A 17,419-nucleotide genomic window follows, 5' to 3' on the forward strand; every position below is an offset into this window, starting at 1 on the left:
AATTAAATGAAACATTTATAAGGTATAAAATGAGTTTTAAAAAATATATAAAAGCAGTTGGAACAGGGCCTAAAGGTAATAGAGAACTTGAAGAAGATGAGATTATTGATGCAATTAAATTAATATTAAATAGAGATGTTACAGATGCACAAATAGGAGCTTTTTTAGTAGCTTGGAGAACAAAGTTTGAAACAATAGGTGAATTAAAAGGAACTGTAAAAGCTCTTAAATCTTTTATGAATCCAAAAAAAGTTGAGGACTCTATGGAACTTGGATATTCTTTTGATGGTAGAGTGAAGAACCCATTTCTATTTCCATTATTTGATGGTATTCTTGAAGAATTTTATCAAAAAAACAAAGATATAAGAAAATTAAACCTTGTTATTTCAGGTGATTTTGTGCAACCTGCAAAAAATGGACTAACAACTAAAGAAATATTTGAAAATCTTGACCTAGGTCGATTTTTATTCTACTTTAATAGGATAGAATACTTAAATAAGTTGAGTGATTTAACAACTTTAAGACATGAATTAGGACTTAGAACAGCTTTTAATACAGTAGAAAAGCTTTTAAATCCAGGTTTAAGTGAATATGGTGTGACAACGGCATTTCATAAACCATATGTTCAAAAATATTTAGATATTTTTGAAGAAGATTTTAAAGAAGTTATTGTAGTTAAAGCAAGTGAAGGTAGTCCTGAGGTGTTTAAAAATGGTAAGTTTTGGAGAAAAGTTGAAAATGAAATTGTAGAGACATCTTTTGATTTAAAAAACTATGGTGTTTTCTATGACAAGGAATTTGATAAAATCACTTTAAATGAAGCTTTAAATATAGTTAAAAACCCAGATGATGCGATATTAAGACTAGCAAAGTTTAATGTAGCTTTATACTTAGTATTTTCAAACAGAGTAAAAACTCTAGAAGAAGCTTGGGAAAGGTTAAATTAATTTTACCTTTTAAGGAAAATTATATTATGCTTCAAACATAAGAAAATTTAGGATAAGAAAATGTTAATTGACGGATTTGGAAGAAAAGTAGATTATTTAAGAGTATCAGTTACAGAAAGATGTAATTTTAGATGTCAGTACTGTATGCCTGAAAAACCTTTTTCTTGGGTTCCAAAAGAGAATCTACTTTCATATGAAGATTTATTTAAATTTATAAAAGTTGCAATTGACGAGGGAATAAAAAAAGTAAGAATCACAGGTGGAGAACCACTTCTTCGTGAGGGTTTAGACGAATTTATAAAAATGGTTTATGATTATAAAAACGATATAGATTTAGCCTTAACTACAAATGGTTTTTTACTTCCAAAAGCAGCTCAAAAATTAAAAGATGCAGGACTTAAAAGAATTAATATTTCATTGGATTCTTTAAACCCTGCTACTGCTTCTAAAATTGCACAAAAAAATGTACTTGAGACTGTTTTAAAAGGTATTCAAGCAGCAGATGATGCAGGCTTAAAAATAAAAATAAATTGTGTTCCTATTAAAGGAATAAATGATGAAGATGTTCTTGAGGTATTAGATTTTTGTAAAGAAAAAGGCTATACTGTAAGATTTATTGAATTTATGGAAAATCATCATGCAAAAGATGGTGCAAAAGGTTTAAATTCAGATGAAATTAAACAAAGGGTTTCAAAAAAATATGAAAACTTTGAAATAGTTCCAAGAGATACAAGCTCACCAGCACAATATTATAAGCTTGAAGATGGATATGAGTTTGGTATTATTGAGCCACACAAAGATGATTTCTGTTCAGCATGTAATAGGATTAGACTAACTGCTGAGGGTTATTTAATTCCATGTTTATATTTTGAAGATGCAATGAGTATAAAAGATGCAGTAAGAGCAAATAAAATTGATGAAGCCACTGCTATTTTGAAAAAAGTTTTAGAAGATAAGCCAGAAAAAAATAAATGGTCAGTTAAAGATGATAATGAAGTATCATCAAGAGCTTTTTACCAAACAGGTGGATAAATTTAGAAGAGCCTTTTAGGCTCTCCTAGGAAGTATCCTTGAGAATAATCTATCCCCAATTCTTTTATTTTTTGTAATACATCGTCATTTCCAACAAATTCAGCAACAGTTTTAATTTTTTGTTTAACTGCAAATACAATAATAGATTCAACAACATGTTTACTATATTCATCTGTTAGAATATTTTTTATTAATGAGCCATCAATTTTTAATATATCTGGTTGAAATTGAAGTAATCTTTCATAGTTTGAATAACCACTTCCAAAGTCATCTATTGCAATAGTAACACCTGCTTGCATTTTACTTTTTAAAATAAACTCTTTAACTAAATCAAAATCTTTAACTTCTTCATCTTCTAGAAGTTCAAAAGTAACTCTTCCGTGATTTTCTTTTTTGCTTACAAGCTTCCATAAAAGAGTTCTTAATTTAGAGTTTTCAATATCAGATGAAGATAGATTTATTGTTATACCTTTATCTGTATGTTTTAATGCATTAAAAGAGTTTTGTATTACAAGTTCTGTAATATCTGAGTAGTAACCTGTTTTTTTTGCTACATCTAAAAATTGAAAAGGTGATAATATATTTCCATTTTTATCTATAAGTCTAATTAGAGATTCATATTTTTCAATTTTGTTTGTTCTATTATTTATAATAGGTTGGAAGTATGAAATAAAACTTCCCTCTTTTGCAAGAGCATCTTTTATAATACCAATATTTTTAAGTTTATTTCGTGCTTCTATTTGAGCACGTCTATGGAAGTTTTTTGCATCAATTATTGGTATTTTATATTTTAAAGCATGTTGTATAGCTAAATAAGCATCATCTAAAATATGATTCCCTTCTTTAGCATAACTAATACAAATATCAACATCATAGCTAGTTTCCATAAATGAAATACCAATCTCTTTAAATTTCTCTATTACTTTTTTAAGAGTGTATTCGATCTTCCCATCACTTAATTCTTCATTTTTTAAGAACGCAAAAAGCCCATTATTTAGGTTATATACTTTTTTAAGATTAAAATCATAAGGGAAGTAGTTTAAAATTACTTGCTCAAACTCAAATTCAAAAGTATGCATTAAAGTTTCTGAATAAAATTCTTTAAAAAGATCATAATTTGCAATTTGTAAAAATATCAATGTTGGATTTTCTAAATATGACAAGTCAGCAAGAAGCTGTTTTTTAGGGTTCATAACATCTGTAATATCATGTCTTATTCCAATAATCTCTTTAATATTTCCATCTATATCAATAATTGGAGAAATAGTTGCATCCACATAATAAGAAGTACCATCACGTCTTAGGTTTTTTATAATACCTTTAAAAGTTTTATGTTCTTTTATATGTTTCCACATGTCTTCATATATTTTTTTAGGCATATCCGGATGTCTTACTATATTATGAGATTTTCCTAGTAGGTACTCTTGTGAATATCCGCTTATTTCACAAAATTTATCATTTGCTTGAGTGATAATTCCCCTTGGATCAGTTTTGCTGATAATATCACTTTCATTTAAAACTCTTTTATACTCATTTAATTCTTTAGCTTGTTCTGCAATTGTTTCAATATATTCAGCTTGTGAAATATGTAAATCTGCTTTTAAAAGAATCTCTTCTGTTAAAAAAGGTTTTTTCATAAAATCAATAGCTCCATGTTTTATAACATATGCATATTTTTGTCTATCTTCACTACTTGAAAGAATTATTACTGGAATATTTTTTGTTCTAGTATCTTTTTTAATTAGTTCTAAAACTTGTGTACCAGATATTTTAGGCATTTCTAAATCTAAAAAAATAAGATTTATTTTACTATGGTGTTTTAAAAAGTCAATGGCTTCTTGTCCATCTTTTACACTAGATATTTTATAGTTTTTTGTTTCTAAAATATTAGTAATAGATCTTCTTACAAAAGAAGAATCATCCACAACTAATATTTCTTTTTCTTTATTTTTCGATAGATTTATAATTAAGTTATGTAAATCTTTTACAAGAGTTTTTAATGGTGTTTCTTTTGAAAAATAATCAACAACACCATGTTCAAATAAATAGTTTCTTCTTTGAATATCACTACTTCCTGTAAGCACGATAATTTTTGATTTATTTTTTTTATCTGATAAGTTAAGTATTAGTTCATCCCCTTCTCCATCTGGAAGGATTAAGTCAAGTAGAATATAATCAATATCAGGTGTCTCGTCTATTTTTTCATGGGCTTGCTTGATAGTAAAAGCTTGTAGAATTTCAAAATTAGGCTTTCTTAATAATGCTAATAAAGTATTGCTATAAGTTTTTGAATCCTCAATAATTAAAATTTTAGTCATAAAGTTTAAAGCCTTTGAGTTTTAGTGTCTAATAATTAGACGAGATTATAGCATAGTAATATTAAATTATTAAAATATAATTATGAGAACTAAAAAATATAACGTAGATAATTTTTAGTTTTTATAGGCTTTTTTTACTCTAAGAATAGATTAGATATAATACCGTCTATTTAATAAACGAATTAATAGGAAATTATATACTTATGAATATAGATTTAATCATTCAAAACATTATGAACCCTCCAATATTGTTTTTCTTTTTAGGAATGCTTGCAGTTTTTTTCAAATCAGATTTAAATATCCCTCAACCTTTACCAAAGTTTTTTTCTTTGTATTTATTAATAGCTATTGGTTTACATGGTGGATATGAGTTATCAAAAAGTGGTTTAGACCTTTATATTTTAAAAGCTTTATCTTTGGCTGTATTTATGGCTATTTTAGTTCCAATTTACAGTTACTTTATATTAAAAGTTAAGCTTGATACCTACAATGCAGTAGCAATATCTGCAACCTATGGGTCTATTAGTGCAGTTACTTTTATAACAGGTATCACTTATCTTCAAACTATTGGTGTAGAGTATGGTGGATATATGGTTGCTGCTATGACTTTAATGGAATCGCCAGCGATTGTAATAGGTCTTGTTTTTGCAGCTATTTTTGCAAAAGATAAATTAAAAGAGGGCGAAGTAGCTGAAAAAACTGATTATAAAGAGATTTTAAGAGAGGCATTTTTAAACCCTTCTGTATTTCTTTTAATTGGAGCTTTAATAATTGGTATTGTAACAGGACAAAGAGGTTGGGACTCAATGGAGCCTTTATTTGGAACTTTATTTAAAGGTGTTTTAGCATTTTTCTTACTTGATATGGGACTTGTTGCTGCAAAAAGACTTTATGAACTTAAAAAAGTTGGTATGTTTTTAATTGTATTTGCTTTAGTAATGCCCCTAGTTAATGCATCGATTGCAATATCATTTGCTTACTTTTTTGAGATCTCAAAAGGAGATGCTTTCCTTTTAGCCTTATTAAGTGCCAGTGCTTCTTATATAGCAGTACCAGCAGCTATGAGACTATCAGTACCTCAGGCTAATCCAAGTATTTATTTACCACTTAGTCTAGCAGTAACTTTCCCTTTCAATATTTCATTAGGGATACCTATTTACTACTACTTTATAAATTTAATATGGGGCTAACATGAAAAAAATGAAAAAAATAGAAATAGTTTTAGAATCAGTTTATACAAATAAACTTTTAGAACTATTTAGAAAAAATGGAATAACTAGATACACTATTATCAAAGATATAGAAGGTAATGGAGAACATGGTCTAAGACAAGCAGATGAAGTTACTGATGTATTTAGTAATAATTATATTTTTACTGTTTGTGATGAGCAGGTCTTTTTAAATACAAAAGAAGACATTAGAAGTTTTTCAAAAAAATATAGTGGTAAATGTATCGTATCTGATGTAATGTGGTTATTATAAAATATTTGTAAAGAGGGAAGAATGACAAAAGATTTTAATTATTCTAATTTGAAATTAGGAATTATTGGTGGTGGACAACTTGGTAAAATTATGGCAGTTAAAGCTAAAAAAATGGGTTTTCATGTAACTATACTTGATCCTACACTTGACTGTCCAGCAGCTCAGGTTTCAGATAAGCAAATTGTAGGTGGTTTTTTTGATAAAGATAAACTTGAGCAAATTGTAAAAGATAGTGATGTTACTACATTTGAGTTAGAGCATGTTGATACATCAGTTCTTAAAAAACTTTATGATGAGGATAATAATATCCACCCATCACCTTACTTAATTGAGTTAATTCAAGATAAATTCAAACAAAAAGAGTTTTTAGACAAAAAAGGAATTCCAGTTCCAAAATATAAAAATGTACAAACTCCTGCTGATTTAGAAAGCTTTGGATTGCCTATTATTCAAAAAGCTAGAAAAGGTGGATATGATGGTAAAGGTGTTGCTTTATTAAAAGATAAAGATGATTTACAAAATGCACTGCCTGGTGAGACTTTTATTGAAGAGTTAGTTGATATTAAAAAAGAATTAGCTGTAATGGTTTCAAGAAATATTGAAGGTCAAATTGCTTGTTATCCTGTGGTTGAAATGTTATTTGATGATAGAGTAAATATCTGTGATATTGTAATTGCTCCTGCAAAAGTTGATTCTAAAATAGAAGAAGCTGCAAGAAAAATGTCAATTGATTCTATTGAAGCTTTAGATGGTGTAGGTATTTTTGGTGTTGAATTATTCTTAACAAATAATGATGAACTTTTAGTAAATGAAATTGCGCCAAGACCTCATAATTCAGGACACTACACAGTTGAAGCCTGTGCAACTTCTCAGTTTGAGCAGATTATTAGAGCTGTAACAAATTTACCATTAGGTTCAACAAAATTAATAACACCAGCTGCTATGGTTAACTTACTTGGAGAAGAAGGTTTTACAGGTGAACCTGTAATTGAAGGTATCCATGAAACTTTAGAAATTGATGGATTATCATTTCACTTTTACTCTAAAAAAGAGACAAAACCATTTAGAAAAATGGGACATATTACAGTTTTAGATGATACTGTAGATGGAGCTTTAGAAAAAGTTGAAAAAGCAAAAGAAATATTAAAAATAAAAGGGAGCAAAAAAGTATGAGTAAAAAACCATTAGTTGGGATTATTATGGGGAGTGATTCAGACTTACCTGTAATGCAAGATGCTGCAAAGATGTTAGAATTTTTTGGAATTGAGTATGAATTAACAATCGTATCAGCACACAGAACACCTGAAAAGCTTTTTGAGTATTCTAAAAAAGCAGAAAAAAGAGGACTAAGAACAATTATTGCAGGAGCTGGTGGAGCTGCTCATTTACCTGGAATGGTTGCTTCATTAACAGCATTACCAGTAATTGGTGTACCTGTTAAAACTTCTTCTTTAAGTGGATTAGATTCATTATTATCTATTGTTCAAATGCCAGGGGGAGTTCCTGTATCAACAGTTGCAATTAACAACTCTAAAAATGCTGGAATTTTAGCAGCTCAAACTATTGGAGTAAAATCTAAAGAAGTTAGAAAGAAAATCTCTGAGTATAAAAAACAAATGAGAAAAGAAGTTGAAACTAAAGCTGTTAAGCTTGAAGATATCAAGTATGAAAAATATTTAAAAGAAATGGGAAAATAAATCCTAATTCTTTTAAAAGTTAATCTAAGTTTAATTTAAACATAGTATAATTCGCGACCACTTTAATTTGAAGTGAGAATAAATATACCTATTAGGAGGTCATGATGGCTTTAGATCAGGACGTAAAAGCAAGTATAGTAGCAAAATATGCAAAAAAAGATGGTGATACAGGTTCAGCGCAAGTTCAAATTGCAATTTTAACAGAGCAAATCAAAGTATTAACTGAGCACTTAAAAATCAACAAAAAAGATCACTCTTCAAGATTAGGTCTTTTAAAAATGGTTGGAAAAAGAAAAAGATTATTAAAATACTTAAAAGCTAAATCTTACACTGAATTTACTGAATTAGTAGCTTCATTAGGAATTAGAGCTAAGTAATTAGTCTATTTAATAAATTTAGAAAAAGGTCACAAGGGAGCTTGTGGCCTTTTTTTTGGTCTTTTTTCTAAGTAAAATGAATAGTAATTATCATTTTTAACACTTCACAATAACTTATCTTAACCATACTTCATGTAAAATACAAATAATAAAAAATATCGGGACAAAAATGTTATTAACAAAAAAAAGTGAATATGCCTTACTTTCTTTGATTTCAATTGCAAAAAGTGAAAATCCAAAGAATGTTGACGTATTATCAAAAGAATTAGACATTTCAAAATCATTTTTAGCAAAAATCATGCAAAATCTTGCAAAACATCAGATTGTAGTATCTCATAGAGGTGTAAATGGTGGATTTGCTCTAAAAAAGTCATGGGATGAAATTACAATATTAGAAATTACAACAGCAGCAGAAGAGAAAATACCATCAGTTTTTGAGTGTGCACCATCAATAGATAGTTGCCCAAGTCATAAAGGTATGCTATGTACAATTTGGCCTCTTCTAAATAACTTACAATCAAAAATCAATGGCTTTTTAGAAGAATTAACGCTAAAAGATATTGCTTCATGAAACTATTTCATATTTCACATAATGACTTAGATGGTTATGGTTGTCATTTAATTACAAAAGAGTATTTTAAAGAAGGTTTTTTCTACAATGCTAATTATGGTTTAGAAGTTAAGCTATGTATTAAAAAAGTTTTAGAGCAAATAGAAGAATTTAAAGATGAAGAAATTTTATTTTTAATTAGTGATTTAAATCTTACTTTTCAAGAATCAAAAGATTTAGATAGAGATATAGAAGCTCTAATTAAAGATGGTTACAATATAAAACTTCAACTTCTAGATCACCATGCAACAGGACAAAAAAGTGCTGATAAATTTCATTGGTACTATTTAGACACAACTAGATGTGCTACAAGAATTGTATATGATTATATGTTTGAAGAGTATGATGGTTTTATTTGTGATACAAGTGCTTGGATGAAGCCTTTGGTTGATGCGATAAATGCTATTGATATTTGGTTAGAAGACCAACATAAAAACTTTGAGTTTGGAAAAGTTTTAATGTCAATGGTTAGTAAAGCAAGAGAAATAAACAATGTACTTTTTGCAGATTTAAATAGAGAATATAGAATCTTTTTACTTAAAAAAGCAGTTGATTTTATAAATGAAAAAGATGGAAATATAAAGCTTGATAATCAAGTACACTCTTTCAAAAAAGAGTTTTTAAGGCTTGATAAAAATGATGATACTTTAGATAATCTAAGTGCTAAATATTTAGTTAAAACACTTGCAGATGTAAAAGAGAATCTTACTGTTACTTATAATGGACACAAGGGATTATTAACTCATTGTTTAGGTTCTATTTCAATTCCTGCAAATGCTTTTTTAAAGGCAAATCCTGATTATGACTTCTTTATTGATATCGGAAGAAAAGGAAATGCTTCATTTAGAGCAGATGGAAAAGTAGATGTTTCTTTAATGGCTCAAAAGCTTGCAAATGGAGGAGGTCATGTAAATGCCTCTGGTGCTAAGTTTGATACTTTTAAAGAAACTATACATTATGAAGAAGTGAAAAACTTCATTCAACAAAGATTAGATAAACTCTAATCTTTGTTGATATAACTAGTATGAGTTTTTACCTCACTTTTCAAATCTTTTTTATTTAAATCTTGAACTACATTTATTACTATAATTATAAAAAGAAAATATACAAATCCTTTTTTCATAGCCCTTATCATTTACTTTTCCTTAATATTTCTTAATGATAATTTATAAGCCATATATATAACTATAGGCCATGAACAAAGCCAAATAATTGAACTTAGATACTCCATATTAATCTCCTAATAATTGTGTGCGTGAGGATCTTCTATTTCCTCTTTTGTGATTTTTACTTTATCCATTTGATACCAAACATATGTGATATATGCTATTACAAAAGGCACCATAAAAGATACATAAGACATAGTTGTTAAAGTGTAGTGACTACCTGAACTGTTTTGTATAGTAAGTGAGCTTTGTAAATCATATACAGATGGGTAATATGCTGTATTATTAAATCCAACATTTAAAAATAGTGCCATTACAGTTAAAACTATTCCTAATCCACCTGTTTTAATACAACAAGTCATATTAAAGTGAATAGTTACAACAACAGCTACTACAACCATAATAATTCCTAAAATAAAAAGAGCAAAAACTATAGGCATTTCTAAAAAGTTATGTAAATATTTGTATTCAACTAAATAAACAAAACCCTCAGTATCATAAGCAAAACCATCTTTTGTAAATAGTAAAAACAGAAAAACAGAAAAGAAAAATAAAAAGATAGGCATATTTATTTTTATACTTTTAATAGCTCTTTGTCTAATAATGACATGGTCTATATTGTTGATGAAATATAAAGCACCAGAGATTCTAACTAAAAAGAATAGGGCAAAACCAAGACTTAGATTAAAAGGACTTGCTAAAGCCTCTAATCCTCTTAAACTTGTATGCCAGTGAGAAAAGTTGTTTTCATCTACACTAAAAGCAGAACCTGAAAAAAATGTAGCAATAGCAACTCCAAGTAAGATGACACCTAAACTTCCATTTATGTATAAAAAGCTTTCATATACTTTTTGACCTAAGAAGTTTTGAGTCTTTTTTCTATACTCATAAGATACAGCTTGAATAATAAAACAAAATAAAATTGACATCCAAACCCAATAAGCCCCACCAAAACTAGTAGAATAAAACAAAGGAAAAGCTGCAAATAAAGCTCCTCCAAATAAAACAAGCGTTGTAAAACCAAGTTCCCATTTTCTACCAAGTGAGTTTACAAGCATTGTTTTTAAAGTCTCATCCCCTTTTGAAATAGTTCCAAACAGAGTTTGCCCACCTTGCACAAACATAATAAATCCAAAAATACCACCAAGTAATGAGATTATGATCCACCAGTATTGTTGTAATTGTAGTAGTGTTAGTTCTTCAAACATGTTAATGACCTCCATTTGGACCAATTGAAATTTGTCTTAGCATGATTTTAATTTCTGCTATTAAAAGTGCAGTAAATAAAAAGGCAAACATATAAAATGTAATTTTTACATTTGTAGATGAAATATCAGTTGCAGCAATTCCAACAGGCATTAAGTCTTGAATAGCCCAAGGTTGTCGTCCAACTTCAGCTACAATCCATCCTGCTTCACTTGCTATATATCCTAAAGGAATTGAAGCTACTGCACTTATTAAAAGCCATTTATACTTTAAAATATCTTTTTTAAGAACAAAGAATAATAGTAAAGCAAATAAGGCTAAAAACCAAGAGCCAAGAGCTACCATAATATGGAAAGCATAAAAAGTAATACCAACAGGAGGCACAATATCTTCAGGTTTATTAAGATGCCCATATCCAAAATACTTTATATTTTCTCTAAGTATTTTTTCATGTTTTGTTATAGCTATTAGGTCATTGTTTCTTTTAGCTTCTTTATAATCTTTTAGTGCTTGTATTGCTATTTTACCTTGAGCCATTTTTTGTGAAGTTGGAATAATATTATATTTTTCATTTCCATAAACTAGATCTTTAAGTCCTGGAACAAAAGCATGAATATCATGGTATCCCAGAAGTGATAGGGCATAGGGTGCTTCTAGTTCAAAAAGAAAAGTATCTTCATCATTTGTAAGAGTTTTCTTAGGATTTAAAATACCAAGAGCAACTATTCCTGCATCTTTTTTTCCTTCATAAAGACCTTCCATTGCTGCGAGTTTAACTGGTTGTTTAAGAGCTACTTGGTGGGCTGATTCATCTCCATTTATTATAATAAAAATAGAAGAGATTAAACCAAAAGTAGCTCCTATAATCATAGATTTTTTAGCAAACTCTATTTCTCTTCTTTTTAGTAAATACCAAGCAGAAATACCAACTACAAATAGTGATGCAACTATATACCCACTAGAAATTGTATGTAAAAACTTTGAAATTGCAACAGGAGAAAATAAAACTTCCCAAAAGTTATTCATTTCATTTCTTACAGTATCAGGATTAAAAGTCATTCCCACTGGATATTGCATCCAACCATTTGCGACTAATATCCATAATGCACTAAGATTTGAGCCAATTGCAACTAACCATGTTGAAAGTAAGTGAAATCCTTTTGATACTTTATCCCAACCAAAAAACATAACAGCAAAAAAAGTTGACTCCATAAAAAAAGCCAAAATCCCTTCAACCGCTAAAGGTGCTCCAAATATATCTCCTACAAACCAAGAGTAGTTTGCCCAGTTAGTCCCAAACTCAAACTCCATTATAATTCCTGTAGCAACACCAATAGCAAAGTTTATGGCAAAAAGTGTCATCCAAAATTTTGTAGTTTTTTTCCAAAAATCACTATTTGTTTTCACATAAATAGTTTCCATAATTGCAATAATAAAACCAAGTCCTAATGTAAGTGGTACAAATAACCAGTGATATATTGCTGTTAGGGCAAATTGAGCTCTAGACCAGTCTACTAAATGCTCTTCCATTATCTATCCTTTGTAATATTTTTATATACAAAATCTATTTTTGTTTCTTGTGTTTTGTATGTATTTTTAAAGTTGTCATCATAAATAAAATATTTTAGAAGTACTAAAATAAAAAAAAGTTTTATAAAAATTAGTTTCCAAAGTGTTTTACCGATTTTTAGGTTTTTAAAGCCTTCAATATACATATTTAAAAAGTTTTTTAATAACATAAACTAATCACCTTTCTATAATTTAAACTTATATATTGAAATGATAAAGGAATAAATATTAAAAATATATAAAATGAACATAAGTTAAACTTATAATAAGTTTCTTCATTAGTGAATAATTATTTATTTAATTAAGTTTATTGTGTAAAAGTGGATAAAAATTGTCTTAAATAGTTTCAATAAAAAATAAATAATATTTCAATATTTATATTTTTTTTCTTAATAAGTTTTATATGATATAATTATTGATTATGATAATAAAAAATAAAGGATATAAAATGGAGTGCGAATTTCCAAGTGTAAATTCTAATAATGAAGAAATAATTGAAATATTTAATAATACAAAAACTATAGCAATTGCAGGACTATCACCAAATGAAGAAAAAGCTTCAAATAGAGTTGCTAAGTATTTACAAAATGCTGGTTTTAAGATAGTTCCTATTTACCCAAAAGAAGATGTGATTTTAGGTGAAAAAGTATATAGAAGTCTAGAAGAAATACCTTTTAAGATTGATATGCTTGATATTTTTAGAAAGCCTGATGCTATTGCTGCTGTTGTCGATGCTGCTATAAAAAGAGGAGATATAGATACTGTATGGACTCAATTAGGTTTAGTAAATAATGAAGCTGCTGCTAAAGCAAAAGAAGCGGGTATGAAAGTAGTACAAAATAAATGTACTAAGATAGAACACGCAAATAATTTTTAATAAAAAGCTTTTAAAGGTTTTTTAGTTTTGATGGGTTGTTAAGCACAAGCTTGGCAACACATCCAGATTTTTCATCTTTTCTATTTTTTAAAGTGATTTTTGCTCTTAATGCATCTGCTGCATTTTTTGCTAAGAATAGTCCAAGACCAACACCACTTTGATTACCAACTCTTTTAAATGGTGCAAATAAATCAATATTTTCATCAATACCTTTACCTTCATCTGTTATAGTAATAATGATTTTTTCTTTGCCTTTTTTAAGTCTAATAGCTATTGATTTATCCTCAGGTGTAAACTTAATAGCATTTTGAACAAAGTTTTGAAGTATTTGATTAAATAAAGTTACTTGCATAGATACTTTTAGATGATTTACATTTGAAAAAAATGTAACAATGATATTTTTTTGAGCACTAAGCATTCTGTAATCATTTGTTTTTTTCTTCATAAATTCAACTAAATCTAAATCTTGAGTTTGTTCAAACTGAGCACCCTCAGCTCGTCCTATATCTAGGATTGAAGAAATCATGATATTCATATCATCTATTTGTTTTACAGTTAGTTTTAAAGTCTCTTCATAAGCTTCTGGGTCTCTTTTTTTTCTAAGAGTTACTTCATTTTTTAGTTTCATAACTGCTAGTGGAGTTTTAAGCTCATGGGCAGCACCAATAAATAGTTCTTTTTTAAACTTAACGTATGTCTCAATTCTATTTGTAAGGGAATTAATAGAATCTGATAATGAGTGAAACTCAATGGGTAAATCTTTTTTATCTATTTGTGTTAAAGAGTTTTCATCCATATTTGAAAGTTTTTTATTTATTTGAATAATAGGTTTAAGTAGTGATTTAGATACTACAAGTGAATAAATAAGCATAAGTAAAAAACCTGGAATTGCTAAAATAAATAGATTTTTGAAGATTATAGAGTAAAGTATTTCTCTTTCAAAGTTGATATTTCTTACAAGCTGAATAAATTTTCTTTTTTCCATATTATATGGATATAAAAGTTTTATATAGTGATTATTGTCTTTTCTATATGTGAAAAATTTATAATTTTTAAGTTTTGGATTATTTACTAAATCAATTGATAAATCATCATCTTGAATTGTTTTAAAGTTTTTAAAGTTAAATTCTTTATTTTCATGTGAGATTTTGTAGATTTTTTTTGCATCTTTTAGCATGTTTTTTTGAATATTTTCATAAGTTGTACTTCTTGAATATTCGTAAAAAATAAAAGATAAAGCGATAATAAAAAGCGAAGTAGCAATAATTAGTTTTGTATAAAACTGTTTATATATGCTCTTCGCTTCCATTTATAACCTAAAGGAAATTGATTTATTTATTTTCGTCTTGAGTATCAGGGTAACAGAATCTGTAACCTCTTCTTCTGATTGTTTCAATTGTAGAAATATTTAATGGTTTATCCATTTTTTGTCTAATTTGGTTAATTGCAACTTCAATTACGTTTGGAGTTACTAATTCTGGCTCTTCCCAGATAGCGTCTAATAATTGCTCTTTAGATACGATTTGATCTCTGTGTCTAGCTAAGTGAGTTAATACTTCAAAAGGTTTACCTTTTAATTCGATTTCTTCACCGTTGTATTCAATTTTTTCTTCATCAGGGTTGATTGCAAGACCTTCGATTTCAATGATGTTTGTTCCACCAAATCTTAATCTAGCTTCGATTCTTGCTAATAAGATATCAAAGTCAAATGGCTTTTTAATAAAGTCATCTGCACCTGATTTTAAAGCTTCAATTTCTGATTCTTTATCATCTCTAGCTGAGATAATAACAACAGCAGTTCTTGAACTTCTATTTTTTACGATTTTACATAGTTCAATTCCATCACCATCTGGTAACATCCAGTCAGTTAAAACTAAATCATAATTTCTAATATCAATAAAGTATTCAGCATCTTTATAGTTTTCAGCGGCATCTACTTGGTATCCAAAGTCAGTTAGCCCCTCTTGTAGTGTTCTATTTAAAGTTATTTCGTCTTCAATTATTAAAATTCTCATATATTTGTTATCCCTTAAATTTAAGTTAAGTTTAAATTTTGTCGGAATTGTACCATAAATCTTTTGAAATTTAAAGGCTTTTTAAGGAAAATTTTAAAATTTCTTAAGAATCTGTGTTTTTTTGGGATTTTTCCATTATATTAATTTTTTATTAACAAAGAATAGTTACAATACCTAAAACTTTTTACTAAGGAAAATTATGAAGAAAATTATTTCAAGTGTTGTTGCAACACTAGTATTATCTACGGCTTTAAGTGCAGCTGATCACTATGCAACTGTAGATGGAGAAAAAATTACTAAAACTGATGTAGCTATGGTTTTACAAGACCCAAGAATGAAGTTTGAAGCTTTACCAAAAAAAGCTCAAGAGCAAGTATTAAATCAAATCATCAATAAGAAACTTTTAGCTAAAAAAGCTATGAACGAAGGAATTGAAAAAGATAAACAATACAAAGATGCTTTAAATAGAATGAAAGGTGATTTAGCATTTCAAGTTTGGCAACAAAATGAACTAAAAAATATGAAAATTTCTGAGTCTGAACAAAAGAAATTTTATGATGAAAATAAAGATAAATTCAAAACACCAGCAACTTTAAAAGCTAGACATATTTTAGTAAAAACTGAAAAAGAAGCAAAAGATTTAATTAATCAATTAAATAAAGCATCAAAAAAAGAAGCAAAATTTATTGAATTAGCTAAAACAAAATCTCAAGGTCCTAGTGGGAAAAATGGTGGAGATTTAGGTGAATTTAATGCTCAACAAATGGTTCCAGAATTTGCAAATGCAGCTCAAGCTTTAAAGAAAAACAGCTATTCTAAGACACCTGTGAAGACACAATTTGGATATCATATTATCTATTTAAATGACAAAAAAGCTTCTAAGTCATTATCTTTTAATGAAGTAAAGGGTAATATTTCAAGAATGTTATTACAAAATAAATATAATAAAAAAGTAAAAGACATCACTGACGAATTAAGAAAAAAAGCAAAAATTGTAATTAAATAAATTTAATAAAAAACACAAGGAGAACAAGTTGGGTGTATTAGATATTGTAAAGCCAGGGGTATTAACAGGTAGTGAAGCTAAAAAGCTTTTTGCATATGCAAAAGAGAATAAGTTTGCTATTCCTGCAGTAAATGTAGTAGGAACTGATTCAGTAAATGCAGTTTTAGAAGTAGCAGCAAAAGTTAACTCACCTATTATTATCCAGTTTTCAAATGGTGGAGCTCAATATTTTGCAGGTAAGGGTTTAAAAGTAGATAACGCTTCTATTTTAGGTGGAATTAGTGGTGCACAACATGTGCATACTATGGCAGAGGCTTACGGAGTTCCTGTTATTTTACATACTGACCATGCTGCAAGAAAACTTTTACCATGGATTGATGGTTTATTAGAAGCTAGTAAAAAGCATTTTGAACAAACTGGTAGACCTTTATACACATCTCATATGTTAGACCTATCTGAAGAGCCTTTAGAAGAAAATATTTCTACATGTGTTGATTACTTTAAAGTGATGAATGAATTAGATATGATGATTGAAATCGAGCTTGGTATTACAGGTGGTGAAGAAGATGGTGTTGATAATACAGAAATTGATAACGCACTATTATATACTCAACCTGAAGAGGTTTGTTACGCTTATGAAAAATTAGGAGAAGTTGGACCTAACTTTACAATAGCAGCATCTTTTGGAAATGTTCATGGTGTTTATAAGCCAGGAAACGTTGTACTTTCTCCAAAAATCTTAGATAACTCTCAAAAGTTTATCAAAGAAAAACACTCAACTGAAGATAAAGCAGTTGACTTTGTATTCCATGGGGGTTCAGGGTCTGCTTTAGAAGAGATTAGAGAAGCTATTGAGTATGGTGTTATCAAAATGAACATTGATACAGATACTCAATGGGCATTCTGGGATGGTGTAAGAGCTTATGAAGCTAAAAATCATGATTATTTACAAGGACAAATCGGAAACCCAGATGGTGAAGATAAACCAAATAAATCTTATTATGACCCAAGAAAATTCTTAAGAGCAGGACAAGAATCTATGATTGCAAGATTAGAAGTAGCATACTCTGATCTTTGTTCTTTAAATAAAAACTAACAAAACTAAAAACCAGCTTTT

General features: G+C 28.4%; 18 protein-coding genes. 12 read left to right on the top strand and 6 right to left on the bottom strand.

What is annotated here, in order from left to right; genetic code table 11:
- Positions 1-29: 29 nt before the first annotated feature.
- Positions 30-947, top strand: a complete 918-nt coding sequence (locus NJU99_RS02400) for a glycosyl transferase (protein ID WP_254577141.1) — start codon at positions 30-32, stop codon at positions 945-947.
- A 60-nt stretch (positions 948-1,007) separates the two neighbouring features.
- Positions 1,008-1,979: a GTP 3',8-cyclase MoaA gene (moaA, locus tag NJU99_RS02405; protein ID WP_254577142.1), complete on the top strand. Its 972-nt coding sequence runs from the start codon at positions 1,008-1,010 to the stop codon at positions 1,977-1,979.
- Positions 1,980-1,981: 2 nt separating this feature from the next.
- Here moaA and NJU99_RS02410 read toward each other — a convergent pair whose 3' ends face one another.
- Positions 1,982-4,297: an EAL domain-containing protein gene (locus tag NJU99_RS02410; protein ID WP_254577143.1), complete on the bottom strand. Its 2,316-nt coding sequence runs from the start codon at positions 4,295-4,297 to the stop codon at positions 1,982-1,984.
- Positions 4,298-4,500: 203 nt separating this feature from the next.
- Between NJU99_RS02410 and NJU99_RS02415 the strand changes: the two genes are divergently transcribed.
- From NJU99_RS02415 to NJU99_RS02445, 7 genes are all read left to right on the top strand, one after another.
- A complete protein-coding gene (locus tag NJU99_RS02415; protein ID WP_254577144.1) occupies positions 4,501-5,487 on the top strand; it encodes a sodium-dependent bicarbonate transport family permease in 987 nt (328 codons plus the stop codon).
- A gap of 1 nt (position 5,488) precedes the next feature.
- Positions 5,489-5,779, top strand: a complete 291-nt coding sequence (locus tag NJU99_RS02420) for a P-II family nitrogen regulator (RefSeq protein ID WP_254577145.1) — start codon at positions 5,489-5,491, stop codon at positions 5,777-5,779.
- Positions 5,780-5,800: 21 nt separating this feature from the next.
- Entirely contained in the window at positions 5,801-6,952 is a 1,152-nt protein-coding gene (locus tag NJU99_RS02425; protein WP_254577146.1) for a 5-(carboxyamino)imidazole ribonucleotide synthase, read from the top strand.
- Entirely contained in the window at positions 6,949-7,476 is a 528-nt protein-coding gene (purE, locus tag NJU99_RS02430) for a 5-(carboxyamino)imidazole ribonucleotide mutase (RefSeq protein ID WP_254577147.1), read from the top strand. The genes NJU99_RS02425 and purE overlap by 4 nt, the downstream gene beginning before the upstream one ends.
- A 104-nt stretch (positions 7,477-7,580) precedes the next feature.
- Positions 7,581-7,853: a 30S ribosomal protein S15 gene (gene rpsO / locus NJU99_RS02435; RefSeq protein ID WP_254577148.1), complete on the top strand. Its 273-nt coding sequence runs from the start codon at positions 7,581-7,583 to the stop codon at positions 7,851-7,853.
- Positions 7,854-8,022: 169 nt separating this feature from the next.
- Positions 8,023-8,424 carry an Rrf2 family transcriptional regulator gene (locus tag NJU99_RS02440; RefSeq protein WP_254577149.1) on the top strand — a complete coding sequence of 134 codons (402 nt, stop codon included), beginning with the start codon at positions 8,023-8,025 and terminating at the stop codon, positions 8,422-8,424.
- A complete protein-coding gene (locus NJU99_RS02445) occupies positions 8,421-9,467 on the top strand; it encodes a DHH family phosphoesterase (protein WP_254577150.1) in 1,047 nt (348 codons plus the stop codon). Before NJU99_RS02440 ends, NJU99_RS02445 begins: the two co-directional genes overlap by 4 nt.
- 236 nt (positions 9,468-9,703) lie before the next feature.
- Here the strand turns inward: NJU99_RS02445 and NJU99_RS02450 are convergent, their stop codons facing one another.
- From NJU99_RS02450 to NJU99_RS02460, 3 genes are read right to left on the bottom strand one after another with little or no spacing between them, the layout of a single operon-like run.
- Entirely contained in the window at positions 9,704-10,837 is a 1,134-nt protein-coding gene (locus NJU99_RS02450; RefSeq protein ID WP_254577151.1) for a cytochrome d ubiquinol oxidase subunit II, read from the bottom strand.
- A 1-nt stretch (position 10,838) separates the two neighbouring features.
- Complete coding sequence (locus tag NJU99_RS02455) at positions 10,839-12,368, bottom strand: cytochrome ubiquinol oxidase subunit I (protein WP_429726351.1); 1,530 nt, start codon at positions 12,366-12,368, stop codon at positions 10,839-10,841.
- Positions 12,365-12,574, bottom strand: coding sequence for a DUF4492 domain-containing protein (locus NJU99_RS02460; RefSeq protein ID WP_254577153.1), 210 nt, complete (start codon positions 12,572-12,574; stop codon positions 12,365-12,367). Before NJU99_RS02460 ends, NJU99_RS02455 begins: the two co-directional genes overlap by 4 nt.
- 278 nt (positions 12,575-12,852) lie before the next feature.
- Between NJU99_RS02460 and NJU99_RS02465 the strand changes: the two genes are divergently transcribed.
- Complete coding sequence (locus NJU99_RS02465) at positions 12,853-13,281, top strand: CoA-binding protein (RefSeq protein WP_254577154.1); 429 nt, start codon at positions 12,853-12,855, stop codon at positions 13,279-13,281.
- Between the two features lie 10 nt (positions 13,282-13,291).
- Here the strand turns inward: NJU99_RS02465 and NJU99_RS02470 are convergent, their stop codons facing one another.
- Together NJU99_RS02470 and hsrA are read right to left on the bottom strand one after the other, a co-directional pair.
- Complete coding sequence (locus tag NJU99_RS02470) at positions 13,292-14,590, bottom strand: HAMP domain-containing sensor histidine kinase (protein WP_254577155.1); 1,299 nt, start codon at positions 14,588-14,590, stop codon at positions 13,292-13,294.
- 22 nt (positions 14,591-14,612) lie between these two features.
- Positions 14,613-15,296, bottom strand: coding sequence for a homeostatic response regulator transcription factor HsrA (gene hsrA, locus NJU99_RS02475; protein WP_254577156.1), 684 nt, complete (start codon positions 15,294-15,296; stop codon positions 14,613-14,615).
- A 199-nt stretch (positions 15,297-15,495) separates the two neighbouring features.
- Between hsrA and NJU99_RS02480 the strand changes: the two genes are divergently transcribed.
- Both NJU99_RS02480 and fbaA read left to right on the top strand, forming a co-directional pair.
- A complete protein-coding gene (locus tag NJU99_RS02480; RefSeq protein WP_254577157.1) occupies positions 15,496-16,302 on the top strand; it encodes a peptidylprolyl isomerase in 807 nt (268 codons plus the stop codon).
- Between the two features lie 28 nt (positions 16,303-16,330).
- Complete coding sequence (gene fbaA, locus NJU99_RS02485; RefSeq protein WP_254577158.1) at positions 16,331-17,398, top strand: class II fructose-bisphosphate aldolase; 1,068 nt, start codon at positions 16,331-16,333, stop codon at positions 17,396-17,398.
- The last annotated feature ends 21 nt before the right edge of the window (positions 17,399-17,419 follow it).

It is taken from the genome of Arcobacter roscoffensis (assembly GCF_024267655.1).
GTDB lineage: Bacteria > Campylobacterota > Campylobacteria > Campylobacterales > Arcobacteraceae > Arcobacter_B > Arcobacter_B roscoffensis.

Excerpts from the sequence above, each read along its gene's own strand:
- NJU99_RS02460 (WP_254577153.1), bottom strand. The coding sequence starts at position 12,574 with ATGTTATTAAAAAACTTTTTAAATATGTATATTGAAGGCTTTAAAAAC.
- NJU99_RS02400 (WP_254577141.1), top strand. The coding sequence starts at position 30 with ATGAGTTTTAAAAAATATATAAAAGCAGTTGGAACAGGGCCTAAAGGT.
- NJU99_RS02415 (WP_254577144.1), top strand. The coding sequence starts at position 4,501 with ATGAATATAGATTTAATCATTCAAAACATTATGAACCCTCCAATATTG.
- NJU99_RS02410 (WP_254577143.1), bottom strand. The coding sequence starts at position 4,297 with ATGACTAAAATTTTAATTATTGAGGATTCAAAAACTTATAGCAATACT.
- purE (WP_254577147.1), top strand. The coding sequence starts at position 6,949 with ATGAGTAAAAAACCATTAGTTGGGATTATTATGGGGAGTGATTCAGAC.
- NJU99_RS02480 (WP_254577157.1), top strand. The coding sequence starts at position 15,496 with ATGAAGAAAATTATTTCAAGTGTTGTTGCAACACTAGTATTATCTACG.
- NJU99_RS02450 (WP_254577151.1), bottom strand. The coding sequence starts at position 10,837 with ATGTTTGAAGAACTAACACTACTACAATTACAACAATACTGGTGGATC.
- hsrA (WP_254577156.1), bottom strand. The coding sequence starts at position 15,296 with ATGAGAATTTTAATAATTGAAGACGAAATAACTTTAAATAGAACACTA.
- NJU99_RS02465 (WP_254577154.1), top strand. The coding sequence starts at position 12,853 with ATGGAGTGCGAATTTCCAAGTGTAAATTCTAATAATGAAGAAATAATT.
- NJU99_RS02420 (WP_254577145.1), top strand. The coding sequence starts at position 5,489 with ATGAAAAAAATGAAAAAAATAGAAATAGTTTTAGAATCAGTTTATACA.
- NJU99_RS02470 (WP_254577155.1), bottom strand. The coding sequence starts at position 14,590 with ATGGAAGCGAAGAGCATATATAAACAGTTTTATACAAAACTAATTATT.
- NJU99_RS02445 (WP_254577150.1), top strand. The coding sequence starts at position 8,421 with ATGAAACTATTTCATATTTCACATAATGACTTAGATGGTTATGGTTGT.
- moaA (WP_254577142.1), top strand. The coding sequence starts at position 1,008 with ATGTTAATTGACGGATTTGGAAGAAAAGTAGATTATTTAAGAGTATCA.
- NJU99_RS02440 (WP_254577149.1), top strand. The coding sequence starts at position 8,023 with ATGTTATTAACAAAAAAAAGTGAATATGCCTTACTTTCTTTGATTTCA.
- NJU99_RS02425 (WP_254577146.1), top strand. The coding sequence starts at position 5,801 with ATGACAAAAGATTTTAATTATTCTAATTTGAAATTAGGAATTATTGGT.
- rpsO (WP_254577148.1), top strand. The coding sequence starts at position 7,581 with ATGGCTTTAGATCAGGACGTAAAAGCAAGTATAGTAGCAAAATATGCA.